Below are 24902 nucleotides of genomic sequence, written 5' to 3' on the forward strand. Positions count from 1 at the left end.
CAGGATGGGCTTGTCCGAACCACCGGAGTCCACTATCCGGCTACGCTGTCGGGTCGTGGACGGGTATTTGGGTTCGTACGCCTTGCTCGGCCTGGTGGCGGCGGCCGGCGTGCTCGTCTTCGTGGGTGCTTTCGGGGCCAACAAGCTGCTCCGCCCGGCCGCCCCGGCCCAGCCCCCGGGCAAGTTCGTGGCCTACGAGAGCGGCATCGACCCGGTCGGCGGCGACTGGGCGCAGGCCCAGATCCGCTACTACGTGTACGCGTACCTCTATGTGCTTTTCGCCGTGGAGGCTGTTTTTCTCTTTCCCTGGGCGGTTGTTTTCGATCTTCCCGGGTTCGGCTGGGCCACCGTGACCGAGATGGGCGTCTTCGTCGCGGTCCTCGCGCTGGGCATCCTCTACGCCTGGCGTAAAAAGATCCTGACCTGGACCTGAGTCCCCGCCGCCGGGCGTGTCGGGGTGGCGGGCTCGCCACGCGCAGCCGGGCATGCCAACATCGTGCGCATGGGCCAGCTTTTCCTCTTCATCGTCGTGGCACTGGTCGTAGCTGCGATCGTGTTCGGTGTGACCGTGATGATCGGTGGCGGCGACAACGCATTGACGCCCGTCGAGCCGGACGGTGCGGCGGTGCCGCTGCCGAGCGACCGGCCGCTCGGTGAGGAGGACATCGCCCGCACGAAGTTCGACACGGCCTGGCGTGGCTACCGCATGGCCCAGGTCGACCAGGCGCTGCAGCGCGCCGCTTACGACATCGGCTACAAGGGTGAGCTCATCGGCGTGCTCGAGGCCGAGGTGGCCGCGCTGCGCGAGGGGCGTACGGCCGACGCCGACGTGTTGCGGCGCGCCCGGGAGGCCGCGATCGCCCCGTCCGAGGCCGCCACCGCGCCCGCTACGCCCGCTCCCGCCGACTCCGGCGACCAGCAGATAGCGGTGACCCCGGGCGCCCCCGGGCCGGATGCCGTGCCCGACGACGCGCCAGTGGCCGCCCGCACCGAGCCGGCCGAACCGCGGTGAGCGCGACCGGCCCCGTCGAGGGTCTAGGTGACGCCGCCCGCCCCGGCTCCGGCGAGGTGACCGCCACGGTCATCGTCAACGCGCCCGCCCAGCGCGTCTTCGCGGCCTTCCTGAACTGGGAGAGGCAGTCCGACTGGATCCCGTTCACCAAGGTCCGGGTGGTGCGGGGCGACGGCGGTGAGGGCAGTCTGGTCGAGGCGGTCACGGCGCTCGGCCCGGCGGTGCTGCGCGACGAGATGCAGGTCGTCAAGATCAATCCCCCGTACGAGTTGCGGGTCGTGCACTGCGGCAAGGTGCTCCAGGGGCCCGGCACGATGCGCTGCACGGCCATGTCCGGCGACCGCACCCAGGTCGTCATGCACGAGTGGTTCCAACTGCCCGCGGGCCCGGTCGGCAAGCTGGCCTGGCCGGTGCTCTGGCCCGGCTCCAAGCTCAGCCTGACCGGCGCCCTGAAGAGGTTCGGGCGGCTGGTCGAAGAGGGCAAGCTGCCCTGAGCGTTTTTGTCGTACGGCGGCTCTACGGTGTTCGCCATGACAGACACCTCGGCGTTCGGGGCCCCGCAGCCCGGCGTGGCCCCGGCGGGCCTGCTCGACGCGGGTCTGGTGGTCGGCGACGACGGCCGGGCTCGCTGCTTCTGGGGCGGCAGCACCCCTGATTACGTCACCTATCACGACTCCGAGTGGGGTCGTGAGGTGCGCGGCGACGACGCCCTCTTCGAGCGGATGACCCTCGAGGCGTTCCAGTCCGGCCTGTCCTGGATCACGATCCTGCGCAAACGGCCGGCGTTCCGGGCCGCGTTCGCCGGCTTCTCGATCGACAAGGTGGCCGCGTTCTCCGAGGCCGACGCGGCCCGCCTGATGGCTGACACCGGCATCGTCCGCAACCGGATGAAGATCGACGCCGCGCTGGCCAACGCCCGCGTGGCCGCCGACCTCCCCGGGGGGCTCGACGCGCTGCTCTGGTCGTACGCTCCGTCACCGAAACCGTCGCGACCGGCCACGCGGGCCGACGTGCCGGCCACTACCCCCGAGTCCAAGGCGATGGCCAAAGACCTCAAGAAACGCGGCTTCCGCTTCGTCGGCCCGACCACGGCCTACGCGTTGATGCAGGCGACGGGCATGGTCGACGATCATCTGGCGGGTTGCTGGGTCCCGGCCGGGCGGTGACTCCGGGCTGGGCCGGCAGTTGGTCGACGATCACGTGGCGGGCTGCTGGGTCCCGCCGAACGGGCCATCGAAGTCCACGTGATGTGATGGACCGCATGGCTCAGTGGGCGGTGAAGATTCCGGCGGAGAGGTGGGAGACCGAGCGGCTGTTCCACCACGACACGGTGACGGTGTCGGGTGGCGCGGGTCCGGTCGGCCCCGATGACGAGGTGCTGCTGGTCGCCGGAGGTGACGTGGTGGCGCTGGCCCAGGCGGTGCGGGGTGACGGCGACGACCTCGTCCTGGCCTACGTGCGCCGGGCCTTCGACGCTCCGGTGCCGGCCGGCGAGCTCGGCTTCGACGACGGCGCCGGGGTCGCCCCGGTCGACCCTGAGCTGTTCCGGCGCGTCGCCGCCGCGATCGGCGAGGGCACCGTCGGCGGCGACAAGAAGACCTGGTTCGTCAGCGTCGCGCTGCCGATCGAGGCGGCCACCCCGGCCGAGGCGGTGCGCCAGTTCTGGTCGCACGTGCTCGAGCTGGGCCCGGTCGAGCTGCCGACCTACGTCTGGCCCTCCGGCGACGAGCTGGCCATGCAGGCCTTCGTGCTCGGTGCCGAGGCCAACCAGGACCCGGAGGAGGAAGACGAGGAGGAAGAGGACGCGTAGCTCGGCGGTATGACGCATTTGGGATCGCCACATCAATAGATCTCAATGTTTACGCTCCTCCCCAATCGCGTCCTACCGGGCGCGCTCGTGGTGGGAGGACCGAATGGTCAAGTGGCGGATTCTCGTGAGCACGGCCGTAGCCGCGCTCACCGTGGCGGCGTGGGGCACGACCGCCGAGGCAGCGCCGACCGCGCCGCCCGGCGACGGTGCGGTCAGCCCGTCGGTGGTCGGCGGCAGCCGGGCCGCGCAGGGCGAGTTCCCGTGGATGGTTCGCCTGTCGATGGGCTGCGGCGGCGCCCTCTACAGCCCGACCCTGGTGCTCACGGCCGCGCACTGCGTGAGCCGCACCGGCACGAACACGTCGATCACGGCCACGCTGGGCGTCGTCGACCTGCAGTCGAGCAGCCGGATCACCCGCACCTCGAACTACGTCTACCGCGCCCCGGGCTACAACGGCAACGGCGACGACTGGGCCTTCATCCGCCTGTCCAGCCCCGTCACCACGCTGGCCACCCTGCCCATCGCCACCAGCACGGCGTACGACTCGGGCACCTTCACGATCGCCGGTTGGGGTGCGGCCCGGGAGGGTGGCGCGCAGCAGCGCTACCAGCTCAAGGCGACCGTGCCGTTCGTCAGCGACACCACGTGCAACTCGTCGTCGATGTACGGCGGCGAGGTGATCGCGGCCGAGGAGATCTGCGCCGGCTACACCGCGGGCGGCGTCGACACGTGCCAGGGCGACTCCGGCGGCCCCATGTTCCGCCGCGACGCGAGCAACGCCTGGATCCAGGTCGGCATTGTGAGCTGGGGCGACGGTTGCGCCCGCCCCAACAAGCCTGGCGTCTACACCCAGGTGAGTTATTTCTCGTCGTCGATCCGCAGCGCCGCCACCAGTCTGAGTTAGCTGGCCTTCGCTGTCGCTCGGCGGGATTTCGCCCCTGGGGGGTCAATGACTTGGGCACCGAAACGGCCTCGCTTCGCTAGCCGTTTTCGGCACCCAAGTCATTGACGGGCGAAATCCGACTTTGGTCGCGGCCGAACCCGTCAAGCGAAGCAGCGAGTCCACCGGCTGCGGCCAGGTCTACCTGCCGTTGAAGGTGGGCTTTTGCTTGTTGACGAAGGCGTCCACGGCGGCCTTGTGGTCGGCTGTGGCGCCGCAGATGGCCTGGGCCTGGGCCTCGGCTGCGAGGGCGTCCGACAGGGTGCCGGCGTCGCCGATCGAGAGTTCGCGCTTGATGGCGCCGTAGGCCACCGTGGGGCCGGCCGCGAGGCGTGACGCCAGTTCCTGCGCCACGGGCAGCACCTGCTCGTCGTCGTCGGTCAGCTGTGAGAGCAGGCCGATCTCGTACGACCGCTGGGCCCGCACCGGCTCGGCCAGCAGCAGCAGTTCCACCGCGCGGGCGTGCCCGACGATGCGCGGCAGCGACCACGAGACGCCGCTGTCGCCGGCCAGCCCCACGTTGGCGAACGCCATCAGGAAGCTGGTCTTGGGGCCGCCGATCCGGAAGTCGGCCAGCAGCGCGAACGACGCGCCGGCCCCGGCCGCCGTGCCCCGCACCGCCGCCACCACGGGCTTGGGCATGCTGGCGAGCCGCTGGGCGATCGGGTTGTAGTGCACCCGCACGGTGTCCAGATCCGTCCGGCCCGATTCGAGCTGGGCCGCGTGCTCGCGCAGGTCCTGACCGACGCAGAACGCCGTGCCCGCCCCGGCCAGCACGATCGCCCGGCACGACTTGTCGCTCTCCAGCGAGGCCAGCGTGTCGCGCAGCGCCTCCTTGAGGTCGACGGTCAAGGCGTTCATGGCCTCGGGCCGGTTGAGCGTGAGCGTGACGACCGCGCCGGTGCGGTCGACGAGCAGCGAATCCGTCATGCGTCTGAGAATCCCACACGGCCGCGAGTCGCCGATTGCAGGCATCGCTCGACGTAGCGGTCCGCGGCGGGCCTCAGGCGGGTCGCGTGGCGGTCGAAGAAGCCGGCCGCACTGGCGCCGGGCCAGCGTGCGGGCAGCAGCGTGGCGGGCAGCTGAGGGTCGCGGAACAGGAACGAGCGCCAGGCGTGGACCAGGTGGAAGCGGGCCGCGTACGCCTCCTCGTCGGTGCTGCGGGCGTTGACCGACGTCACCACCGGTCGCAGGTCGGCCACGAAGCCCTCGTACGACCGGGCCAGCTCGGGCAGGTCCCAGGCCTTGCCGACCACTTCGGCCGCGCCCGGCGACCCGGCCGCGTGGCTCGCGCTGAACCGCTCGTAGCCCACCCCGGCCTCGCGCAGCACCGTGTCCGCCTCGTCGGCGGGCCGGGGCGCCACCCACGCGTGCTCACCGAGGGCGCCGTAACCGAGGAACGCGAGCCGGCCGGCTTCGCGCTTGCCCAGCGGGCCGTGCAAGAGCACCAAATCGAACTTCCCGTCCCAGCTGACGCGCCCTGTCCGGTAGATCCGGGCCGAGGCTTCGTCGAGGCGGCGCGCGGCCTTGGGGGTCAGCAGATAGCCCGGTCCGGAGACCAGTCGCATGGGGTGCAGCCATCCCTGGCGCACCATCCGGGACACCGCCGTGCGCACCGCGGGCGGGGCTATGCCGAGCGGCGCAAGCAGTCTGACCAGGGCCGCGACGGGTGCGCGGCCGCCTCTCGGACGGAGGTAGTCGCCGTACAGGTCGAAGAGTGCCGACCGCGCCTGCATGACCGCACATTGTGACAGCCCAAAAGACGATATGCTAGACGCTGTCACATCCGCCCGGGCTGGGTTTGGGTTCGCCGGTGTTCATCAGGGAAAATGTTTGATCGGCACGGTGGGCCGGGGCGCGTCAGCGCGCGCGAAGGCCCCTCGGCCGCCGGTCGGAAACGAGGTACGGGCGCCGTGTGGGGCTGAGCACACGGCGTAAGAAGTGGCTGTGGGGAAACCCACCGACACCCTGATGTAGGTCTGAGGGGAGACAAGATGGCGGCGATGAAGCCGCGGACGGGCGATGGTCCGCTGGAGGTCACCAAGGAGGGTCGGGGCATCGTCATGCGTGTCCCGCTGGAAGGTGGTGGCCGTCTCGTCGTTGAGATGACTCCGGACGAGGCCAGCGCGCTGGGTGACGCGTTGAAGTCGATCGCCGGCTGACGTTTCACGCGAGCCCGCCGGTACGGTACCGCCCGGACCGGCGGGCTTTCCACGTCTTCGAGAAAGGTCATTCTCTCGTGTATTCGATCCGGCTGACCGACCACCTCGACGACGCCTTGACCCGCATCGTGCCGATCGGTGCGCCGGGTCCACTGTCGCACCCCGACGGCGCCCTGGGTGCCGAGATCGCCGCACTGGTCGAGACGGACCAGGCGGCCGGTGCCGTTCAGATACTTCCCCGCCCGCTCGCCACCCCGGCCAAGGTGCTGCTGGTGCACGTGGGCACGGGTGACGAGGCCGGTTGGCGCGCGGCCGGAGCGGCCGCCGCGCGGGCCCTCGACGGCGCCGAGCCGGCCCAGTTCCACCTGGGCCCGGCGGCTTCGGCCGATGCGGTGCGCGGCGTGGCCGAGGGGCTCTGGCTCGGTGGCTACCGCTATCGCGACGGCCGCGAGGAACCCCGGACGGCCGACGTCGAGCTCGTGGCGAACGGCCCTCAGGCGTACGGGGAAAGCTTGGAACTGGCCCGTGTGACCGCGCGCGCCACCTGGCTGGCCCGCGACCTGACCAACGCGCCGCCCTCGCTCAAGAACCCGGACTGGATGGCCGAGGAGATCAGCGGGGCCGCGGCCAAGCGCACAGGGCTCCAGGTGCGCGTCCGCGCCGGTGCCGAGCTGGCCCGGTTCGGCGGGCTGCGGGCGGTCGGCGGCGGCTCGCGCTTCAAGCCCTGTCTGGTCGAGCTGGTGTGGGAGCCGCCCGGCGCGACGACCCACGTGGTGCTGGTCGGCAAGGGCATCACGTTCGACAGCGGCGGTCTCTCGATCAAGACGCGCCCCGGCATGAAGCTCATGAAGAACGACATGGCCGGAGCGGCCGCGGTGGCTGCGGCCACGCTGGCCGCCGCCGATCTGGGCCTGCCGGTCCGCATCACGACCCTGCTGCCGCTGGCCGAGAACGCGGTGAGCGGCGCCGCGTACCGCCCCGGCGACGTGATCACCCACTACGACGGCACCACCAGCGAGTCGACCAACTCGGACGCCGAGGGCCGCCTGGTGCTGGCCGACGCGCTGGCCTACGCCGTGGCCGAGCTCGAGCCGGACGTGCTGATCGACCTGGCCACGCTCACCGGCGCGGCCAACGTCGCCCTGGGTTCGAGCATCGCCGCCCTGTACGGCGACAGCGACGAGCTGACCGCGGCGCTCATCACGGCGGGCGGCGCGGCGGGGGAGCCGATGTGGCGGATGCCGCTGCACGGCGACTACCGCGAGCTGCTGCGCAGCGACGTGGCCGACCGGCACAGCTCACCCATGCACGGCGGCGGCACCGCGGCGCTGTTCCTGCGCGACTTCGCGGGCCCGATGGCCGGTCGCTGGGCCCACGTCGACATGGCCGCGACCTGCTGGAGCGAGACGTCCGAGCTCGAACTGACCCGGGGCGCGACCGGCTGGGGCGTCCGGGCCCTGGTGCGCTATCTGGCCGCGCTCAGCGCTTGACGGCGGCCAGCAGCCCCGCGCCCGACGGCACGATCGCCGGGATCCACTCCTCCGACTCGCGCACCGCCCGCACGGTCTCGCGGACCGTCAGCGTGTCCACGTCGCGAGCGGCCGGGTCGCTGATCCGCCCGCCGGCCATCGCGCCGTTGACCAGCAGCACCCCGCCCGGGCGGAGCAGCCGCAGCGCGGCCTCGGCGCAGGCCCCGAACTCGGTCACGTCGGCGTCGACGAAGACCAGGTCGTAGGCGCCGTCGGCCAGCCGGGGCAGCACGTCGAGCGCGCGGCCGGTGATGATCCGGGTCCGTGACGCGGCAAAGCCGGCCTCGACGAAGATACGCCGGGCGATGCGCTGATGCTCGTTCTCGACGTCGATCGTGGTGAGCACGCCGTCGGCCCGCATGCCGCGCAGCAGCCAGACGCCGCTCACCCCGGCGCCCGTGCCGATCTCGACGACCGCCTTGGCGCTGCCCGCCGCGGCCAGCAGGCGCAGCACCGATCCCGCGGCCGGCGTGACGCTGTCGATGCCGAGCTCGTGCGCCATGTTGCGCGCGGTCTGCAGGACGACGTCCTCGTCGGCGTACACCTCGGCGAACTGCATGGCCTGGCCTGTCGACGGGCCGATCGGACGGGCTGGCGGGACGATGACGACCTCCGTGGGCGTTTGCGGACGCGCGTGGATTCAGCCGCGCACATCGGATAAGAGAGTAGAGGGAACCGCCGCCGGGATGCACCGGGCCGTCGATGCATAAACAGGCCGGGGCAGGGCGACGCCCGGGATCCGTGTCATTCTGGAGTGGGATCCGGGAGGAACTGAGTGGAGGCACCGACGTGACCGACGGCTGGAATGCTCGTTCCCTTCCGCCGCCCGCCCCCGGTCAACCCCTGCCGCCCGTGGGTGGCCCGCCTCAGCCGGGGTCGCCGTGGTGGTCCGACGCGCTCGCCGACCCGTGGCGCGACCCGTATGCTCCGACCGCCGTGGTGGTGCAGAATCCGGGCACCCCGGCCGGGCCCGCGCCCGAGGCCGTGCCCGACCCCGACGCGCCCCGCCGGTCGTACACTCCGATTCTCGTCATCTGCCTGGTCACGGCCCTGCTCGCGGGCGGTCTGGGCGGCACGCTGGGCTACCTTTTCGCGGTCAAGAGCGGCTACGGAAACAGTGGCGGGGGCACCGCTCTGGGGTCCACCGCGCAGGACCCGCCGGCCGCCGCCAACCGGGCTCCGGACTCGCTGGCCGGGATCGCCGCCAAGGTGCTGCCGAGCGTGGTGACCGTGCGCGTGACCGGAGCGATCGGCACCGGTTTCGTGGTCTCCGCCGACGGCTACGTGGTCACCAACGACCACGTCGTGGAGGGCGCCGACGACACCATGTCGGTGGTCTTCAGCGACGGCTCCACGGCCCGCGCCGAGCTGGTCGGCCGTGACCCGCAGTCCGACCTGGCTGTGATCAAGGTCGCCAAGTCGGGGCTCACCGCGGTCGCGCTCGGCAATTCCGACTCGATCGCGGTCGGTGACCCGGTGCTCGCGTTCGGCTCACCGCTGGCCCTGCGCAACACGGTGACGTACGGGATCGTCAGCGCCCTCGACCGCACGATCGAGGCCGGCGACGCGGGCACGACCCGGTACTACGCGGCCATCCAGACCGACGCCGCGGTCAACCAGGGCAACTCCGGCGGCCCGCTGGTCAACGCGGACGGCCAGGTCATCGGGGTCAACTCGGTGATCCGCTCGGTCGGTGGCAGCGAGACCGAGGCCGGCAACATCGGCCTGGCCTTCGCGATCCCCATCAATCAGGCCAAGCGGGTCTCGCAGGACATCATCGACCACGGCAAGGCCCGGCGGACGGTGATCGGCGCCGAGGTGGTCACCGGCGGCACCAGCACGTCGGGGGCCCGGCTGCGCTCGGTCGAGCCGTCCGGCCCGGCCGCGGCCGCGGGCATGAAGTCCGGCGACGTGGTCACCAAGCTGGACGGGCACGTGCTGGAGGACGGCACCGACCTGATCGCCCTGGTCCGCAAGTACGACCCGGGCGCCACCGTCTCGGTGGAGTACCGTCGCGGGACGAAGACGGAAACAGCCTCGGTGACGTTGGTCGCCGACTCCAACTGATCGCCGTCCGGACTGCCACTGGCCATCTCGCGTCAGTAGGCTGAGTTCCGGACCCGGGGAGGCCACATGTTCGAGAACCTGAACTGGTGGGAGATCGGCGCGCTGCTCATGCTGGCGCTGCTGATCTTCGGCGAGCGCCTTCCCAAGGTCATCGGCGATGGTCTGCGCATGCTGCGCGGCCTGCGGGCCATGGCGCAGAATGCGACCAGCGACCTCAACCGCGAGCTCGGCACCGACCTTCAGCTGCAGGATCTGCACCCCAAGGCGTTCATCCGCAAGCACCTGATCAGCGAGGAGGACGAGGCGGCGATCCGCAAGCCGCTGCAGGGCCTCTTCGAGGACGTGAAGCAGGACTTGAACGGGGTCAAGACCGACCTGACCGAGGTCGCCGCGGCCGCCGACATCAAGAACACCAACAGCACGGCGTCGGACAAGCCGGCGACGGCAGTCGCGCCGAGGCAGAAGTTCGACCTCGACGCGACCTGAGCGTGCGTCTTACCGCTTGGTGTTGACCATCAGGCCGAGCGGCTTGCCCACCAGCGACTCGCGGCGCACGGCCAGTTTGTCGGCCACGGCATCGAGCGCCTTGGCGGCCGGCGCGTCGGGCGCGGCCAGCACGATCGGCTCGCCGGCGTCGCCCGCCTCGCGCACCCGGGTGTCCAGCGGCACCTGCCCCAGCAGCGGCACCGAGGCGCCCACCGTGGTGGTCAGCGAATCGGCCACGGCCTGCCCCCCACCCGCGCCGAAGACCTCCATGCGCGAGCCGTCCGGCAGCTCCAGCCACGACATGTTCTCCACCACGCCGACCAGGCGCTGGTGGGTCTGCAGGGCGATCGCGCCGGCCCGCTCGGCCACCTCGGCGGCGGCGGTCTGCGGGGTCGTGACGACCAGAATCTCCGCGTTGGGCAGAAGCTGGGCCAGCGAGATGGCCACGTCGCCCGTGCCGGGAGGCAGGTCGAGCAGCAGCACGTCGAGGTCGCCCCAGTAGACGTCGGCCAGGAACTGCTGCAGCGCGCGGTGCAGCATCGGACCGCGCCACACCACTGCGGCGTTGCCCGCCGTGAACATGCCGATCGAGATCACCTTCACGCCGTGCGACTGCGGCGGCATGATCATGTCTTCGACCCGGGTCGGTCGGCCGTCCACACCCAGCATGCGGGGCACGGAGTGGCCGTAGATGTCGGCGTCGATCACGCCGACCGAGAGCCCGCGCTTGGCCAGGGCCGCGGCCAGGTTGACGGTCACGCTCGACTTGCCCACACCGCCCTTGCCGCTGGCCACCGCATAGACCCTCGTGCGCGAGCCGGGCTGGGCGAACGGGATGACCGGCTCGGCCGTGCCGCCGCCGCGCAGCGTCACCTGCAGGGCCTTGCGCTGCTCCTCGTCCATCACGCCGAAATCGACGCTCACCGAGGTGATGCCGGGGATCTTGGTCAGAGCGGTGGTGATGTCGGAGTTGAGCTTGTCGCGCAGCGGGCAACCGGCCACGGTCAGCAGCAACTCGACCCGGACCGTGCCGTCGGCGACGGTGAAGCCCTTGACCATGCCGAGGTCGGTGATCGGGCGGCGGATCTCGGGGTCGTCGACCGTGGCCAGCGCGGCCTGGATCGCGTCCTCGATGGTGGAGGCGGGTGCGGACATGATGCCCATGCTACGTCGGGGCTATCGGCGATCTTCGTCCCAGTCCTTGCGATCCTCCTCCCAGTCCGTACGGGCTCGCTTCTCCCGCCGATGGGCCGCTTCGTCGAGCTCGTCGGCCAGCCGGGCCAGCTCGGAGCGCAGGAAATCGCGGGTCGCCACCTCGCCCAGCGCGATCCGCAGCGAGGCGATCTCGCGGGCCAGATATTCGGTGTCCGCCTTCTGCATCGCGGCCCGCCGGCGGTCCTCCTCCATGGCCAGGCGGTCGCGGTCGGTCTGGCGGTTCTGCGCGAGCAGGATCAGCGGCGCCGCGTACGACGCCTGCAGCGACAGGATCAAGGTGAGGAACGTGAACGTGTACGGGTCGAAGCGCAGACCGGCCGGCGCCAGGGTGTTCCAGCCGAACCAGGCCGCGATCACCAGCGTCATCCACACGATGAACTGGGCCGTGCCCATGTATCGGGCGATGCTCTCGGACCAGCGGCCGAACGACTCCGGGTCGAAGCGCGGCAACCGCACCCGGCCCGGCTCGACGGGTTGATCCAGACGGTCGCGGCGCTGTTCGGTCACAGCCTGACCTCGTCGGCCTCGGGCTCACGAAGGTCACGGTCGCGCCAGTCCCGCGGCAGTGAATGGTCGAGCACGTCGTCGACGGTCACCGCGCCCACCAGCCGGCGCGACGAGTCGACCACGGGCATCGCCACCAGGTCGTACGTCGCCATCTGTTTGATGATCTCGGCGAGCGACGTCTCCGGCCGCAACGGCTCGAGGTCGGTGTCGATGATGCCGCCCAGGATCGAAGACGGCGGCTCGCGCAGCAGCCGCTGGAAATGCACCATGCCGAGGTATTTCCCACTCGGAGTGGCGGACGGCGCACGGGCCACGAAGACCTGCGCCGCGACCACCGGCGACAGCTCGGGCTCGCGGATGCGGGCCAGCGCCTCGGCCACGGTGGTGTCGGGCGTCAGGATCACCGGCTCCGAGGTCATGACGCTGCCCGCCGTGCCCGGCCGGTAGTTCATCAGCTGACGGACCGGGGCAGCCTCCTCCGGCTCCATCAGGTCGAGCAGCACTGCCTGCTCGGCCTTGGGCAGCTCGCCGAGCAGGTCGGCCGCGTCGTCCGGGTCCATCCGCTCCAGCACGTCGGCCGCGCGTTCCCGGTCGAGCCGGACGAGGATCTCGACCTGGTCGTGCTCGGGCAGCTCCTCCAGCACGTCGGCCAGCGTGCGGTCGCTCAGCGCGGCCGCGACCTCGTTGCGCCGGGCGTCGGGCAGATCCTGCAGCGCGTTGGCCATGTCGGCCGGTTTCATCTGCTCCAGCAGGGCCAGCAGGTTGGACGTGCCCTGGGTGTCGGTCGGGCCGATCAGGCCGCGCACCCGGTCGAACTCGGCCTGGAAGACGTGGCCGCGGCGGGCCAGCCGCCCGGTGTGCTCGCGCACGGCGACCTTGGTCACCAGGTATTCGTTGTTGCGGTTGAGCTCCACGCCGATGTCGACCACCGCGCCGGTCGTGCCGGGCCCGTCGCCGTCGTCGGGCACCACCGTCACCCGCCGGTCCAGCAGGTCCTCGACCAGCAGCAGCTCGTTGGGCCGCTTCTCGAACCGGCGCAGGTTGAGCGAGCCGCTGGCCAGCACGACCCCCTCGGCGTCCATCGACGTCACCCGGCCGATCGGCAGGAAGATGCGCCGGCGCAGCGCCATCTCGGCCACCAGCCCGACCACCTGCGGGGGCCGGTTGGTGGTGCGCAGGCGCACGACGGCGTCACGCACCCGCCCGACCCGGTCGCCGTTGGGGTCGAAAACGGGCAGCCCGGCAAGCCGGGCCAGATAAACCCTCGTCCCCATGGTCACGGCTCCAGCCTAGGTCAGGGCCCGGACATGTTCCGCACGCCGGCGGGTGAGCCGTCACCCGTCAGCGCCGCTTCACCCTGTGCAGGCGGAAGGGGCGTGGTGTCTCGACCCGGGCCGGTGAGTCGCGCGGCTCGGCCGCACCCGACGAAGCGGGCAGGTCGGGCCGCTCGACCACGGGCTGCTCGGCCACCGGGGTCAGCCGCACGACCGCGCACCCCGTCGCCGCCCAGCGGGCCGCCACCTCGTCGGCCGTGCCTGTGGCGTTCAGCCGTTTGGCCGCCAGTTGCGGCGCGACCTCGGTCCACTCGTCGCTGCCGGGGGCGATCCGGCTCACGGCGGCCTCGGTGATCACGATGAGGCCGCCGTTGTCACCCCGAAGCCGTACGGTGGCTCGGGTGGCCTCGGCCAGACCCGGCGCGAACTGCTCACCCGGGCCGCTGACCACGATCAGCGTGCCGTCGAGGGGCAGCACCCACAGCGCCAGGGCCGGCCCGTCGCCGACCGCGACCCAGGCCAGCGCGGCCTTCTTGAGCGCCTCGTCGAGCACGGCGGAAGTCACCGGGCAATCTTAAGCGGCCTCGCGATGCGGGCGTGGTCCACGAGCCCGACGACCTCGGTGAGCGACCGGACCGTACGGCCCGCGAAGTTGGTGTCGGCGTCGAAGACCAGATGGCTGGCCAGATCGGGGGCGGCCAGCCGGACCGGGGTCATGCCCACGGCGGCGGCGCCGGTCAGCTCGTGACTACCGCCGTCGCCCACGTAGAGGCACTCGCTCGGCGACACGTCGAGCTTTTCGCACGCGGCCAGATAGATGCGCGGATCCGGTTTGCAGACCCCCAGCCGTACGGAGTAAACAGTCGCGTCGAGCAGCGGAGCGACCGGCAGGCTGGGCAGGAACGCGGGCAGTTCGTGCGTGCAGTCGCTGATCAGGGCCGTGCCGAGACCGCGCCGCTTGATCGCCGCGAGAACGCTGACCGCGTCGGCCCGCAGCCGGGTGTCCGCCTTGAGGGCGTCCACGCGCGCCGGCACCCCCGCGCGCACCTGATCCGTCCGGGGGTGTCCGCCGGCCTGCTCGATCACCCACCGTAGGGTGGCCTCGGCGGACCCGTAGCGCCCTCGCGCGCGGGCCCGGAACGTGCGGTCCAGCACGCCGCGAACCGCCTCGGGGTCGACGCCCAGCGCGCGGGCGAGCTCCGCGTGCTGGGGTCCCCGCTGCACAGAACGGGTCAACGTGCCGAAAAAATCGAACACGACCGCACGGTATGCGGGCATGGCGAAACGCCTCCCAGGGCATCGAGGGGGATGAAAAGGGCGAGAAACCTCGGTGACTGTAACGACAGCATCACTTTCCGTTCAATAGGGGTCCGCAAACTGTGGTGCAGAAGTCCGCAAGAAGCGACGGCCGGGGATGAATGAGCGCTCATCGCTCCATCGCGCCGGATTGCCGACCGCCCTCGCGCTGGCCGTGGCGGTCGTCGCCGTCTCGTCCTCGGCCTCGCTGATCGTCTTCGCGGCGGCTCCGGCCCTGGCCATCGCGTTCTGGCGCAACGCGCTGGCGGCGGTCGTGCTGACCCCCATCACGTACGGGCCCCGGCGCTCGGAGATCGTCGGTTCCTCCCGCCGCACGAAAGTCTTCGCCGTGCTCGCCGGCCTCGCGCTCGCCGTGCACTTCGCCACCTGGATGCCCGCCGTGCAACTCGGCTCGGTGGCCACGGCAGCCGCGCTCGTCGCGACCCAGCCGGTCTGGCAGGGCCTGATCGCGGCCGCCCAAGGCCGCCGCCCGTCGCTGTCCGGCTGGATCGGCATCGGGCTGGCCGTGGCCGGTGCCGCCTGGGCCACGGGCGCCGACATCGGTGTCTCCCGCCAAGCCGTCCTGGCCGACGTGCTGGCCCTGCTGGGCGGCCTGTTCGCCGCGGTCTACACGGCACTCGGGGAGCGTGCCCGCACCGAGCTGAGCACCACGACGTACACCTGGATCTGTTACAGCACCTGCGCCTTCGCGCTGGCCGGGGTCTGCCTGGCCGCCGGTCTGCCGCTGACCGGCTACGACCACCGCACCTGGCTGGCCATCCTGGCCCTCGTCGCGGGCGCCCAGCTGCTGGGCCACTCGATGTTCAGCTACGCCCTGCAGCGCACCTCGGCCACCACCGTCAGCGTGCTGGCCCTGCTCGAAGTGCCGGGCGCCGCGCTGCTGGCCTGGGCCTGGCTCGGTCAGGAGCCGCGGCCGGCCGCCCTGCCCGGAGTGGCGCTGCTGCTGGCCGGCGTAGCCGTCTTCATCCTCGGCGCGACGCGAGCCACCCGCCCGGCCGTCGACCCCTCACTCGCCGACTGAACTCTCGACCTGCCTCCAGCCGGAACCCCTCCGCGTCCGGCCTCCCGCCTGACGCCTCTCCCGCCTGACGCGTCTCCCGCCTGATGCCTCTCCCGCCTGACGCCTCTCCCGACCGATGCCTCTCCCGCCCGCCGGCCGGAACCGGGCGTTTTGGGCGTTTAGTTCGTTGAGCCTGGCGGGCGCACGCCTGGCGGCATCCGCCGGGGCGCGGTAGAGAGGGGGAATGCGATGTACGGCTCTCGATTCCGAATCGGTTGTCTCCTGGTGCTCGGGGCGGTTCTCGTGATCGGCGGCTGCGCCGACTCGGCCGACGAGCAGCCCGCTGACGGTCCCGGCCTGACCGGCGGCTGGAGCACCGCGGGTTGCGAGTTCCTGCGCCTGCCGGAACACATGGCCGTGGCCGGAGTGTCCATGCCGGTCACACCGGCCAAGCTCGAGGCCGCGATGGACCGCATCGACCGGGCGGGCCGGGGCGAGTTCGCCACCAGTTACGCCGGTCTCGAGGTCGACCAGGAGAACGCGCGCGCGATCGTGCACCGGGTTCCGTCCGCGACGTTCGACGACTTCATCCGGCGGGCCGCCGAGGACACCTGCATCGTCGTTCGCGACGCCGCCCACCCGGCGACCGACCTGGCCGTCTGGCACGACCGGGTGCTGGCCGACCTCGACTTCTGGACGCACAACGGCGTCCGCATCGTCTCGGTCGGCGCCCGCCACGACGGCGCCGGCGTCGAGATCGGCACCCAGGACCTCGACCGGGCCCGTACGGAGCTGCCCGCCCGTTACGGACCCGAGGCCCCGCTGCTGTTTCTGCAGGAGGCCCCCGTACGCCCCCTGGCCAACCCGACCGCCACTCCGCGCATCAACTGAACGCGCCCCACCGCCGGGTCCCGCCCTTCGGCGCGAAACGCCTGGGTGAAGTGTGGATTGGCGTCCCTCGGAGCCGCCGGGTGGAGCCGGGCTGAGAGGATGTCCCGGGGAGACGCCGGGAGACGCTGCGAAGTTAGGGGTCGAGGTGGAGACTGCGGAGCCGCAGGAAGCGCCGGTCACGTTGCGACTGGACGGCAAGGTCGCGCTGGTCACGGGCGCGGGAAGCCCGGACGGGATCGGGTACGCGACCGCCCGCCGGCTGCGTGACCTCGGCGCGCGGGTGGCGATCGTCTCGACCACGCGGCGCATCCACGAGCGCGCCGCCGAACTCGGCATCACCGGGTTCGTGGCCGACCTCACCGACGAGGCCGAGGTGGGCGCGCTGGCCGACGCCGTCTCCGACCACCTGGGCGACGTCGAGGTGCTGGTCAACAACGCCGGCCTCACGAGCCGGGCCAGCCCCGAGATCCTCCGGCCGGTCTCCCAGCTCACGTACGACGAGTGGAAGTCCGAGATCGACCGCAACCTGAGCACGGCGTTTCTGTGCAGCCGGGCCTTTCAGGGCGGCATGGCCGAGCAGGGCTGGGGCCGGATCGTGAACCTGGCGGCGACGGCCGGTCCGGTCAACGCGCTGCCCACCGAGGCGGCGTACGCGGCAGCCAAGGCGGGCGTGGTCGGCTTGACCCGGGCGCTCGCGATGGAGCTGGTCGCCGACGGGGTCAACGTCAACTGCGTGGCGCCGGGCACGATCTACACGGCTGCGTCCACGGTCACCGAGATCAAGCAGGGGCTGGGCACGCCGATCGGCCGCCCCGGCACGCCCGACGAGGTGGCCGCGGCGATCGCGTTCCTGTGCTCGCCGGCCGCCTCCTACATCACCGGGCAGATGCTGGTCGTCGACGGCGGCAACAGCGTGCGCGAGGCCGAGTTCCGCTGACCGGCTCTTGCCCGGCGGCTTGTTGCCCGGCGGCTTGTTGCCCGGCCGGCTGGTGACCGGTCCCTAGGCTGGCCGGGCGGCTTGTTGACCAGCCCCGCGGTTGGCCGGGCGGCTTGCGACCGGCTCCACGGCTGGCCGGGCGGCTGTTGAGCGGCTGGCTTGTGACCGGCTCCATGGCTGGCCGGGCGGCTGTTGAGCGGCCGGCTTGTGACCGGCCGCGCGGCCGGCCGGTCGGGGACCGGCCGGCGTGGCGGGGGTCTACGGGCTCGTGCTGGAGCCGACCGCGACGACGATCGCGATCACGTAGAACGCACAGACCAGCACGCCGATGCCGGTGAAGATGTAGCCCAGCCAGAGACCGGCCGTGGCCAAGCCCTCGCCCTGCTCGCCGGTCTGGCGGATCTGCTTCTTGGAGATGTGGCCCATGACGATCGCGGCCGGGGCGAACACGAACGCGAACACCAGCGACAGGATGGCCATCGTGTTCGTCGTGGCCACCACCGGAGCAGCGTAGGGCTGGCCGTAGCCGGGCTGCCCGTACGGCGAGCCACCCTTGTACGCCTCCTGCCCGTAGACGGGCGGCGGCTGGCCGTAGGGCTGCCCGCTGGAGGGCGCACCGTACGGCTGGCCGCTCGACGGCTGACCGTAGGGCTGCCCGCTCGAAGGCTCGGCCGAATACGGCGTCGTCGGGTCGTAAGGCTGCTGCCCGTACGGCTGCTGGGGCTGGTATGGATCCGGTGTTCCACCGGGCGGATAAGTCATCAGGTCCTCCTCGTTCCCCGGCACGGTACTAGCCGGGGTGTCGCGGAGGACACGATAGGTGGACGTGTCCGCAGGTTGCGACGGCAATCGGACTGATCGGGCCCGATCCCGCGCCGTTCGGACGGCTCGTCTAGGTGAGTTTGCTGAGGCTGCCCACCGCGCGCTCGACGGCCAGGCAGCGATCCTCCACGTAGTCGATCCCGGCTTCCTCGGCGATCCGCCGTGCCTCAGCCGACACGATTCCGCTCTGCAGCCAGACCGCGGGCGCCTTGATCGCAACCGCCTGCCGGACCACCTCGACCGCGTCGTGGGCCGGGCGGAACACGTCGACCAGGTCGATCGGCTCGTCGATGTCGGCCAGCGTCGGCACCGTCTTGACCCCGAACACCTCGTCCACGAACGGGTTGACCGGGATGATCCGCCAGCCGTGCCGGAGCATCTGCAGCGGCACCGTGTGGGCCGGCTTGAACGGGTCGCGCGACGCGCCGACCACCGCGATGACGTTGGCCTCCGCCAGGATCTGCTGTGCATCCCTCATGCGATCGACTGTAGTCACGTCTTTTCACAACAGCGTCAATTGGTGGTCCTCCTGCCGCTCGTGGGCCGGGGCCACCGTGCGCGCCTCGCCCGGATCGGCCCGGTGCAGGCCGTGGCGGCGGGCCGCCATGCGCACCCGCGCGGTGATCTCGCGCTGGTAGGTCTGCGGGGCGTAGGACCCGTTGCCGTAGAGCTCGCGATAGCGCGGGGCCAGATCGGGGCGGGTGCGGGTCAGCCACGCGGCATACCACTCCCGGGCGCCGGGGCGCAGATGCAACGGCAGGGCGGTGACGCTGGTGGCGCCCGCGGCCGCGATCGCCGCCACGGTCTCGTCGATCGACTCGTCGGTGTCGGTCAGGCCAGGCAGGATCGGCGCCATCAGCACGCCGACGGCGAACCCGGCGTCGGTCAGCCGGCGCACCGCGTCCAGCCGGCGCCGCGGGCTGGGGGTGCCCGACTCGACGGCCCGCCAGACCTGCTCGTCGAGGAAGCCGACGGAGAACGACAGCCCGACCCGGGTGACCTCGGCCGCCTGGGTGAGCAGCTCGAGGTCGCGCAGGATCAGCGTGCCCTTGGTGAGGATCGAGAACGGGTTGGCGTGGTCGCGCAGGGCGGCCAGAATCTCGGGCATGAGCCGGTAACGACCCTCGGCGCGCTGGTAGACGTCGACGTTGGTGCCCATGGCGATGTGCGCGCCCCGCCACCGCGGCGCGGCCAGCTCCCGGCGGATCAGCTCGCCCGCGTTGACCTTCACCACGATCTTGGTGTCGAAGTCGTGGCCCGAATCGAGGTCGAGATAGCTGTGGGTGTGGCGGGCGAAGCAGTTGTGGCTGACCACGCCGTCGGCGATGAAGTCCCCCGTGCCGGTCGAGATGTCGAACAGCGGGAGGGTGAGGCCCAGGTCTTCGATGTCGACCACGGCGAGCTGCCGGCCGGCCCGCACACCCACACCCGACGCGTCGAGCGGGGCGCCGTCGACTCCGGTGAGATGACGGAAGCGCAGCGCCGCCCACAGGTCGCGGTCGATCTCGACTGTGCCGCTGCCACCGCCGCCCCGGACGCGGACGGGCGTGCGGCTGGGCAGGCCGAGATAGGTCAGCGCGGCGGTGACCCGGGACAGGAACTGCCGGTCGCCGCTGGTGAAGCTGATCGCCAGGCGGTCGGCCGTGCCCACGGCGCCGAAGGCACCGGCCAGAAACCCCCTGTACCACCCCGTGGTGGGCAGGTCGGGCCAGCGCAGCGCCTCGTGCAGGGGGACGTCGTCGAGATAGCCGTCGGCCCGGATCCACGCGTCGCCCTCACGGGACTGCGGAGGCGCGGTCTCGCCCCGGCCGGCGTCACCGCGGATCAGGCCGCAGAGGAAGCCCGCTCGATAGTCGGGGGACTCCTTGGGCGGCTCGGCGAAGTGGCCGACCCCGAACATGAGGTCGCCGACGGCGAGCGCGGGCTGGTGGGGCTCGGCCGGGCTGACGTGCCGCCAGCCGCGATCGGTGAGGAACCGGTGGTCACCGCTGGAGACCAGCCGGGTGCCGTCGGCCAGGGTGACCCGGAAGGCCGCCTTGGTGGTCGACCACTGATCGAGCACGGTGGTGGGGACATAGCGCCGGGTGGAGCCGGCACCCATCGTGCCCATGATCGCGTCACCCTTGCGCAGGTCGGCCAGCCGGCGCGTGGTGCCGTCGGCCATCAGGATCGGGGTGTCGCCCGACAAGCAATACGCACAGGCGTGGGAGCAGCCGCGATAGGGATTGATGGTCCACTCGAACGGCACCCGGGAGGCGCCCGGCACGCGATTGATCAGGCTCTTCGCCTGGATCTCGTAGAACGTCATGCCGGCGAAGCCGGGGGTGTCGAACGTGCGGACGGTGGCGCCGGGCAGCGCCAGCGGCAGGGGTGGAGCCGCCGGCGCTGCCCTGTCGAGGAGCGAGCCGCCGTCGGAAGGGGCCGACAGGTTGGACCATCGCATGGCGAAGAGTCGAACACATGTTCGATACGCTTGTCCAGTCAGGTCCGGCGTGTCGGTGACCCGGCCCCGGTGGGCACACGAAAGGCCCGCGAACCGAACCGGTTCGCGGGCCTGACGAGGGAAAACTGCTGGATCAGTGGCTGTGGGCCGCGAGCTGCTGGCGCACCTCGTCCATGTCGAGCTTCTCCACCTGCTCGATCAGGTTCTCCAGGGCGGACTCGGGAAGGGAGCCCGGCTGCGAGAAGACGATGACGCCGTCGCGGACGGCCATGATCGTCGGGATCGAGCGGATGTCGAACTTCGCGGCGAGCTCCTGCTCGGCCTCCGTGTCGACCTTGCCGAAGGTGATGTTCTCGTGCTTCTCGGACGACCGCTCGTAGGTCGGAGCGAAGCGGACGCACGGCCCGCACCAGCTTGCCCAGAAGTCCACCAGGACGATGCCGTCCTTGCCGGTGACCTCGTCGAAGTTCTCAGCGGTCAGCGCAACCGTCGCCATGATGTCTCCGTCCACGGGAAATTGGCTTTCGTGCGGTGAAACCCATAGTTCACGCCAGCAATTCCCGCTTCGGTGCCGGCCGACACGTGGCCTGGAGCACCAAATCGAGACACCGGGTGGGGCTCGGGCAACCCATCGTAACGATTAGTGAGCGGAGCGCTCTCAGTTACGGAGCAAGTTGTGACGTCCGTTTTGCGCCGAGGAATCCGGACATGGCTGTCGAGGGCGGGTGCTACCCCCCTCTGACCTCGGCGATCGCTCTTGCCCAGGGTAATAGGAAAGATTGTTAAATGTGATCTGAGTCACTAGCGAGAAACCTTCACATGCATACGCAGGGTGAGGCAGACTCTCGAGCAACAGAGCGTGGGCGGCGGGTGCCGGGGAGGGCCCCGCCGCTCATTGCGTCTCCCCCCGTTTTCGCCACGGGGGTGATCCGGCCGCGCGTCCGGCTGGGTAGCGTAACCGCTCATGATTGCCGCTGAGGACGAGTCCGCCGAGGTCGGCGTCGGGCCGTGGACCGGTGACCCGCCCGGCGACCCACGATACGACCCCGACCTGCTCGCGGCAGGCGATCGCCGCAACGTCGTCGACCGTTACCGCTACTGGAGCCGCGAGGCGGTGGTCGCCGATCTGGACACCCGCCGGCACGACTTCCACGTCGCCATCGAGAACTGGCAGCACGACTTCAACATCGGCACCGTGGTGCGTAATGCCAACGCCTTCCTGGCCGCCGAGGTGCACATCGTCGGGTTGCGGCGGTGGAATCGGCGGGGCGCCATGGTCACCGACCGTTATCAGCACGTGCGGCACCACTCCACGATCGAGGAATTCGTGGCCTGGGCCGCCGGCCTCGACCTCCCGGTGATCGGGATCGACAATCTGCCCGGTTCTCGGCCGATGGAGACCGCGACACTTCCGCGGCGGTGCGTCCTGCTCTTCGGTCAGGAGGGTCCGGGGCTCTCCGAACCGGCCCGGGCGGCGTGCGCCGAGCTGTTCTCGATCGCCCAGTACGGCTCCACCCGCTCGATCAACGCGGGGGTGGCCAGCGGCATCGCCATGCACGCGTGGATTCGCGCGCACGCGGGACCCCCGCCCGGGTGAATCTTGCTGATAGGCCCGGGTTCTGCGGATTCGCTTGACGCGGCCTCCCGCGAGCCGCACGGTAAAGAGCGTGGGTGTCACAGTGAGTTGCCCCAGATGTGGTGCACAGGTGCGCAAACCCGACCTGATGCACAGCGAATGGCGCTGTGACAACTGCGGCGACGTCCCGCCGTTCCACGTGGCGGAACACATCAACGGCGACATTGTCGAGAGCATGCTGCGCCGCCCGGCAGCGCCCGGCACCGGCGTGCCGTTCTGGTGCCCGTGGCCGTTGCCCGTGGGCTGGATGGTCACCGGGGCCGGCTGGGCCGGCGACGATCGTTCCGGTCCGAGGGCCTCAGCGCTCGCCTGTAGCGGCCCCGAACCGCTGGGCGGCGGCCCCGCGGACGTCGTGCTGATCGCCGAGCAGCCCGGCGTCGGCCTCGGCACCAGGTTCGCGGGAATCCCCGGCCTGGACCCCGGCCATCTGATCGCCGAGGCGCTTGCCGACGGCGCCGGCCACGGTCCCCACGCCAAGATCAAGGCGGCTGGCCACCCCACTCCACTGTGGTGCGTCAAGTCCCCGGAGGATCGAAGCGCATACGTGAGTGAGGCGAAAGGAATGTGGCTCTATGCGATAGCCTGGCCCGCAAGCGCGGGCTACTTCCTCGCGGAGCATGTCGTCCTGCACGACCTCTCCGAGGGGTTGCCGCCCGAGCTTGTGTACGGGGCGCCGTCGCCGTACCTGCAGGGCAAGGCCTAGTCAAGTTGGGCTCTGACCTGCGGGAACGGAATCGGCTTTTCGGCCACAATGTTCACACCGAGCGACGAAGCTGATACCGTCAGTACTGCCGCGGCGCTGACCGTCACCCGCACCCACAGGAGAAGGCCCGCCATGATCAAGAAGGTTCTGACCTGGCTTGGTATCGCATTCTTGATCTTTTTCATCGCCTTCAACCCGAACTCGGCGGCGTCGGTGTTCGAGTCACTCGGAGGCACGATCGCCGATATTGCCCGAGGCTTCGGCACGTTCTTCACCAACCTCGTCGCTTAGCATCACCACATGGGTGGTCCAGCTGAGCCGCACGAGCCTCGAGGCGAGGGCGCCGGGCGCCCTCGGGACGACGACGAGAACTTCGGGTACAACGACCCGGCGTTCGATGAGGACCCCGATCGTGCGCGCCGGCGTCGGCCCTATGCGGACGGTCCCGGCTTCAATCCGGACGCGGGCTACTCGCCCGACGCCGGTTACTCGGAAGACGCGAGCTACGCGCGTGATTCCGGCTATCGCGCCGGTTACGACGACGCCTCCGACGAGTACGAAGCACCCATCTTCACCGAGGAAGAGCTCGAGGGCCTGGGCCCCGAGGGTGGGGGCGGCGGACCACGGCGTGTGCTGCCCCTCGAGGACGAACCGACCACACTGGTCGCTCGCTACCTCTTCCCAACCGAGCGCTATCGCGGCGAGTGGAAGCGGCACTGGATCCACCTGACCACGCCGCTGGGCATCGGTGCGGGGGCCACGCTCCTGCTCGGCTATCTGGCCGGCTTTCTCACCCGGCAGAACATCAACGGTCTGGTCACCGCGGCCGTCCTGATCTGGCTCGGCGTGATCAGCTGGGTCGCCTGGAAAGTCTTCGACTGGTATTTCGACCGCTTCATCCTGACCAACAAGCGGGTCATGGTGGTCAACGGCATCATCACCCGCCGGGTGGCCATGATGCCCCTGTTGCGGGTCACCGACATGAAGTATGAGCAGTCCGCGCTCGGCCGCATGCTGAGCTACGGCACGTTCGTGCTCGAGTCGGCCGGTCAGGACCAGGCTCTGCGCGAGGTCAAGCACCTGCCCAACCCCAACGAGCTCTACCTGCGCGTGGTCGAGGAGATGTACGAGCCGCAGGCGGTGGAGGCGCGCCTCGGCAAGGACAGCGACGGCGACGACGCTTGACCGGCGTACGGGAAAAGGGGTGTGACGAACGGATCGTCGCGCCCGGCGCCGGCGGCTGGCGCGAGGCCGGTAGCGTTTTGCGGTGACCCGAATCGACCTGCACTGCCATTCCACGGCCAGCGACGGCACTTTGACCCCTGCCGAGCTGGTCAAGGCGGGTGCCGTGGCCGGTCTCGACGTCATGGCGATCACCGACCACGACACCACCGGGGGCTGGCAGGCCGCGGCCGAGGCCCGTCCCGAGGGGCTGCGCCTGGTGCGGGGGGCCGAGCTGTCCTGCCGGTGGCACGGCGCCGAGCAGTGGCCGATCGCGCTGCACCTGCTGGCCTACCTGTTCGACCCGGCCGAGCCGCGTCTCGCCGCTGACCTGGCCCGCCTGCGTACGGATCGGGAACAACGCGCCGAGAAGATCGTGCGCAAACTGGCCGCCGACGGCGTGCCGATCACGTGGGACGAGGTGTTCGGCTACGCCCGGGGCGGCTCGGTCGGCCGCCCGCACATCGCGCAGGCCCTGATCCGGGCGGGGCTCGTCCGCACCACCAACGAGGCGTTCGCCTCGCGCTGGCTCGGCGCGCGTTACTTCGTACCGAAAGCAGATCTTGATGTTTTCGAGGCCGTGCGGGCGGTGCGTGCGGCAGGCGGCGTGGCCGTTTTCGCCCATCCCAGAGCCACCGTACGGGGGAGGGTCGTGCCGGATCGGTTGATCGTCGAGCTGGCCGAGGCGGGGCTGTTCGGGCTCGAGGCCGACCACGAGGACCACTCGCCGGTCGAGCGGGAACATGTGCGCGCGCTCGCCGGCGACCTCGGGCTGGTAGTCACCGGATCGTCCGACTTTCACGGCACGCACAAGACCGTCCAGCTGGGCGACTTCACGACCGCCCCCGAGGCGTACGACAAAATTGTGTCGGCCGCCACCGGCGTTCCCGTCCTGGGGTGACTCTGGACGCACCGAACTGCGATCTGGCC

The 24902-nt window shown here is 70.9% G+C and carries 30 protein-coding genes; 18 read left to right on the forward strand and 12 right to left on the reverse strand.

Annotated features, from left to right (window positions below; translation table 11 throughout):
• Positions 1-55 precede the first annotated feature (55 nt).
• The 6 genes from ndhC to BKA14_RS34010 all read left to right on the forward strand — a co-directional run bounded on the left by ndhC (position 56) and on the right by BKA14_RS34010 (position 3726).
• Positions 56-433 carry an NADH-quinone oxidoreductase subunit A gene (ndhC, locus tag BKA14_RS33985; protein WP_184954850.1) on the forward strand — a complete coding sequence of 126 codons (378 nt, stop codon included), beginning with the start codon at positions 56-58 and terminating at the stop codon, positions 431-433.
• Between the two features lie 69 nt (positions 434-502).
• Positions 503-1012 carry a DivIVA domain-containing protein gene (locus BKA14_RS33990; protein WP_184954851.1) on the forward strand — a complete coding sequence of 170 codons (510 nt, stop codon included), beginning with the start codon at positions 503-505 and terminating at the stop codon, positions 1010-1012.
• Positions 1009-1506 carry an SRPBCC family protein gene (locus BKA14_RS33995; protein ID WP_184954852.1) on the forward strand — a complete coding sequence of 166 codons (498 nt, stop codon included), beginning with the start codon at positions 1009-1011 and terminating at the stop codon, positions 1504-1506. Before BKA14_RS33990 ends, BKA14_RS33995 begins: the two co-directional genes overlap by 4 nt.
• Before the next feature lie 108 nt (positions 1507-1614).
• Positions 1615-2178 (forward strand): DNA-3-methyladenine glycosylase I, encoded by a 564-nt coding sequence (locus BKA14_RS34000; protein ID WP_239092604.1) that lies wholly within the window; start codon positions 1615-1617, stop codon positions 2176-2178.
• A gap of 95 nt (positions 2179-2273) precedes the next feature.
• Complete coding sequence (locus tag BKA14_RS34005) at positions 2274-2822, forward strand: hypothetical protein (protein ID WP_184954854.1); 549 nt, start codon at positions 2274-2276, stop codon at positions 2820-2822.
• 103 nt (positions 2823-2925) lie between these two features.
• Positions 2926-3726 carry a S1 family peptidase gene (locus BKA14_RS34010; RefSeq protein ID WP_184954855.1) on the forward strand — a complete coding sequence of 267 codons (801 nt, stop codon included), beginning with the start codon at positions 2926-2928 and terminating at the stop codon, positions 3724-3726.
• 177 nt (positions 3727-3903) lie between these two features.
• Here the strand turns inward: BKA14_RS34010 and BKA14_RS34015 are convergent, their stop codons facing one another.
• Entirely contained in the window at positions 3904-4692 is a 789-nt protein-coding gene (locus BKA14_RS34015) for an enoyl-CoA hydratase-related protein (protein WP_184954856.1), read from the reverse strand.
• Complete coding sequence (locus BKA14_RS34020) at positions 4689-5498, reverse strand: PaaX family transcriptional regulator (protein WP_184954857.1); 810 nt, start codon at positions 5496-5498, stop codon at positions 4689-4691. Before BKA14_RS34020 ends, BKA14_RS34015 begins: the two co-directional genes overlap by 4 nt.
• Positions 5499-5756: 258 nt before the next feature.
• On the opposite strand from BKA14_RS34020, the gene BKA14_RS34025 reads away from it, so the two are divergent.
• Positions 5757-5924, forward strand: a complete 168-nt coding sequence (locus tag BKA14_RS34025; RefSeq protein WP_014694782.1) for a DUF3117 domain-containing protein — start codon at positions 5757-5759, stop codon at positions 5922-5924.
• A 77-nt stretch (positions 5925-6001) separates the two neighbouring features.
• Complete coding sequence (locus BKA14_RS34030) at positions 6002-7414, forward strand: leucyl aminopeptidase family protein (protein ID WP_184954858.1); 1413 nt, start codon at positions 6002-6004, stop codon at positions 7412-7414.
• On the opposite strand, the gene BKA14_RS34035 is transcribed toward BKA14_RS34030, so the two are convergent.
• Positions 7404-8012, reverse strand: a complete 609-nt coding sequence (locus BKA14_RS34035; protein WP_184954859.1) for an O-methyltransferase — start codon at positions 8010-8012, stop codon at positions 7404-7406. The two genes, BKA14_RS34030 and BKA14_RS34035, sit on opposite strands and share 11 nt — an antisense overlap.
• A gap of 230 nt (positions 8013-8242) precedes the next feature.
• Here BKA14_RS34035 and BKA14_RS34040 point away from each other — a divergent pair, with 230 nt between their 5' ends.
• The gene (locus tag BKA14_RS34040) at positions 8243-9520 is read left to right on the forward strand and encodes a S1C family serine protease (protein WP_438861923.1); all 1278 of its coding nucleotides are present in this window, start codon (positions 8243-8245) and stop codon (positions 9518-9520) included.
• Positions 9521-9586: 66 nt separating this feature from the next.
• On the forward strand, positions 9587-10006 hold the full coding sequence (locus tag BKA14_RS34045) for a twin-arginine translocase TatA/TatE family subunit (protein ID WP_184954861.1): 420 nt from the start codon (positions 9587-9589) through the stop codon (positions 10004-10006).
• Positions 10007-10015: 9 nt separating this feature from the next.
• Here BKA14_RS34045 and BKA14_RS34050 read toward each other — a convergent pair whose 3' ends face one another.
• The 5 genes from BKA14_RS34050 to BKA14_RS34070 form a co-directional block, all read right to left on the reverse strand.
• On the reverse strand, positions 10016-11161 hold the full coding sequence (locus tag BKA14_RS34050) for an Mrp/NBP35 family ATP-binding protein (RefSeq protein ID WP_184954862.1): 1146 nt from the start codon (positions 11159-11161) through the stop codon (positions 10016-10018).
• Positions 11162-11182: 21 nt separating this feature from the next.
• Positions 11183-11728: a DUF1003 domain-containing protein gene (locus tag BKA14_RS34055; RefSeq protein WP_184954863.1), complete on the reverse strand. Its 546-nt coding sequence runs from the start codon at positions 11726-11728 to the stop codon at positions 11183-11185.
• Positions 11725-13008, reverse strand: coding sequence for a magnesium transporter MgtE N-terminal domain-containing protein (locus tag BKA14_RS34060; RefSeq protein ID WP_184954864.1), 1284 nt, complete (start codon positions 13006-13008; stop codon positions 11725-11727). The genes BKA14_RS34055 and BKA14_RS34060 overlap by 4 nt, the downstream gene beginning before the upstream one ends.
• Positions 13009-13069: 61 nt before the next feature.
• Entirely contained in the window at positions 13070-13567 is a 498-nt protein-coding gene (locus BKA14_RS34065) for a hypothetical protein (RefSeq protein WP_184954865.1), read from the reverse strand.
• On the reverse strand, positions 13564-14280 hold the full coding sequence (locus BKA14_RS34070; RefSeq protein WP_184954866.1) for an HAD family hydrolase: 717 nt from the start codon (positions 14278-14280) through the stop codon (positions 13564-13566). The genes BKA14_RS34065 and BKA14_RS34070 overlap by 4 nt, the downstream gene beginning before the upstream one ends.
• A gap of 136 nt (positions 14281-14416) precedes the next feature.
• Between BKA14_RS34070 and BKA14_RS34075 the strand changes: the two genes are divergently transcribed.
• The 3 genes from BKA14_RS34075 to BKA14_RS34085 all read left to right on the forward strand — a co-directional run bounded on the left by BKA14_RS34075 (position 14417) and on the right by BKA14_RS34085 (position 17147).
• The gene (locus tag BKA14_RS34075) at positions 14417-15340 is read left to right on the forward strand and encodes a DMT family transporter (RefSeq protein ID WP_184954867.1); all 924 of its coding nucleotides are present in this window, start codon (positions 14417-14419) and stop codon (positions 15338-15340) included.
• Between the two features lie 264 nt (positions 15341-15604).
• Positions 15605-16210 (forward strand): hypothetical protein, encoded by a 606-nt coding sequence (locus tag BKA14_RS34080; RefSeq protein ID WP_239092587.1) that lies wholly within the window; start codon positions 15605-15607, stop codon positions 16208-16210.
• A gap of 145 nt (positions 16211-16355) precedes the next feature.
• Positions 16356-17147 carry an SDR family NAD(P)-dependent oxidoreductase gene (locus tag BKA14_RS34085; protein WP_184954869.1) on the forward strand — a complete coding sequence of 264 codons (792 nt, stop codon included), beginning with the start codon at positions 16356-16358 and terminating at the stop codon, positions 17145-17147.
• Positions 17148-17405: 258 nt separating this feature from the next.
• Here the strand turns inward: BKA14_RS34085 and BKA14_RS34090 are convergent, their stop codons facing one another.
• The 4 genes from BKA14_RS34090 to trxA form a co-directional block, all read right to left on the reverse strand.
• The gene (locus BKA14_RS34090) at positions 17406-17909 is read right to left on the reverse strand and encodes a DUF4190 domain-containing protein (RefSeq protein ID WP_184954870.1); all 504 of its coding nucleotides are present in this window, start codon (positions 17907-17909) and stop codon (positions 17406-17408) included.
• Positions 17910-18039: 130 nt separating this feature from the next.
• A complete protein-coding gene (locus tag BKA14_RS34095) occupies positions 18040-18447 on the reverse strand; it encodes a CoA-binding protein (protein ID WP_184954871.1) in 408 nt (135 codons plus the stop codon).
• 24 nt (positions 18448-18471) lie between these two features.
• Complete coding sequence (locus BKA14_RS34100) at positions 18472-20412, reverse strand: intein-containing Rv2578c family radical SAM protein (protein WP_184954872.1); 1941 nt, start codon at positions 20410-20412, stop codon at positions 18472-18474.
• A 133-nt stretch (positions 20413-20545) separates the two neighbouring features.
• Positions 20546-20908 (reverse strand): thioredoxin, encoded by a 363-nt coding sequence (gene trxA, locus BKA14_RS34105; RefSeq protein ID WP_184954873.1) that lies wholly within the window; start codon positions 20906-20908, stop codon positions 20546-20548.
• Positions 20909-21376: 468 nt separating this feature from the next.
• Between trxA and BKA14_RS34110 the strand changes: the two genes are divergently transcribed.
• The 5 genes from BKA14_RS34110 (at position 21377) to BKA14_RS34130 (ending at position 24873) form a co-directional block, all read left to right on the forward strand.
• Positions 21377-22009, forward strand: a complete 633-nt coding sequence (locus BKA14_RS34110; RefSeq protein WP_184954874.1) for a TrmH family RNA methyltransferase — start codon at positions 21377-21379, stop codon at positions 22007-22009.
• Positions 22010-22091: 82 nt separating this feature from the next.
• Positions 22092-22751 carry a DUF6758 family protein gene (locus tag BKA14_RS34115; protein ID WP_311776125.1) on the forward strand — a complete coding sequence of 220 codons (660 nt, stop codon included), beginning with the start codon at positions 22092-22094 and terminating at the stop codon, positions 22749-22751.
• 132 nt (positions 22752-22883) lie between these two features.
• On the forward strand, positions 22884-23042 hold the full coding sequence (locus BKA14_RS34120; RefSeq protein WP_166661190.1) for a hypothetical protein: 159 nt from the start codon (positions 22884-22886) through the stop codon (positions 23040-23042).
• Positions 23043-23051: 9 nt separating this feature from the next.
• The gene (locus BKA14_RS34125) at positions 23052-23936 is read left to right on the forward strand and encodes a PH domain-containing protein (RefSeq protein ID WP_184954875.1); all 885 of its coding nucleotides are present in this window, start codon (positions 23052-23054) and stop codon (positions 23934-23936) included.
• Between the two features lie 82 nt (positions 23937-24018).
• Positions 24019-24873, forward strand: a complete 855-nt coding sequence (locus tag BKA14_RS34130; protein WP_184954876.1) for a PHP domain-containing protein — start codon at positions 24019-24021, stop codon at positions 24871-24873.
• Positions 24874-24902 lie beyond the last annotated feature (29 nt).

Source organism: Paractinoplanes abujensis (assembly GCF_014204895.1).
Classification (GTDB): domain Bacteria; phylum Actinomycetota; class Actinomycetes; order Mycobacteriales; family Micromonosporaceae; genus Actinoplanes; species Actinoplanes abujensis.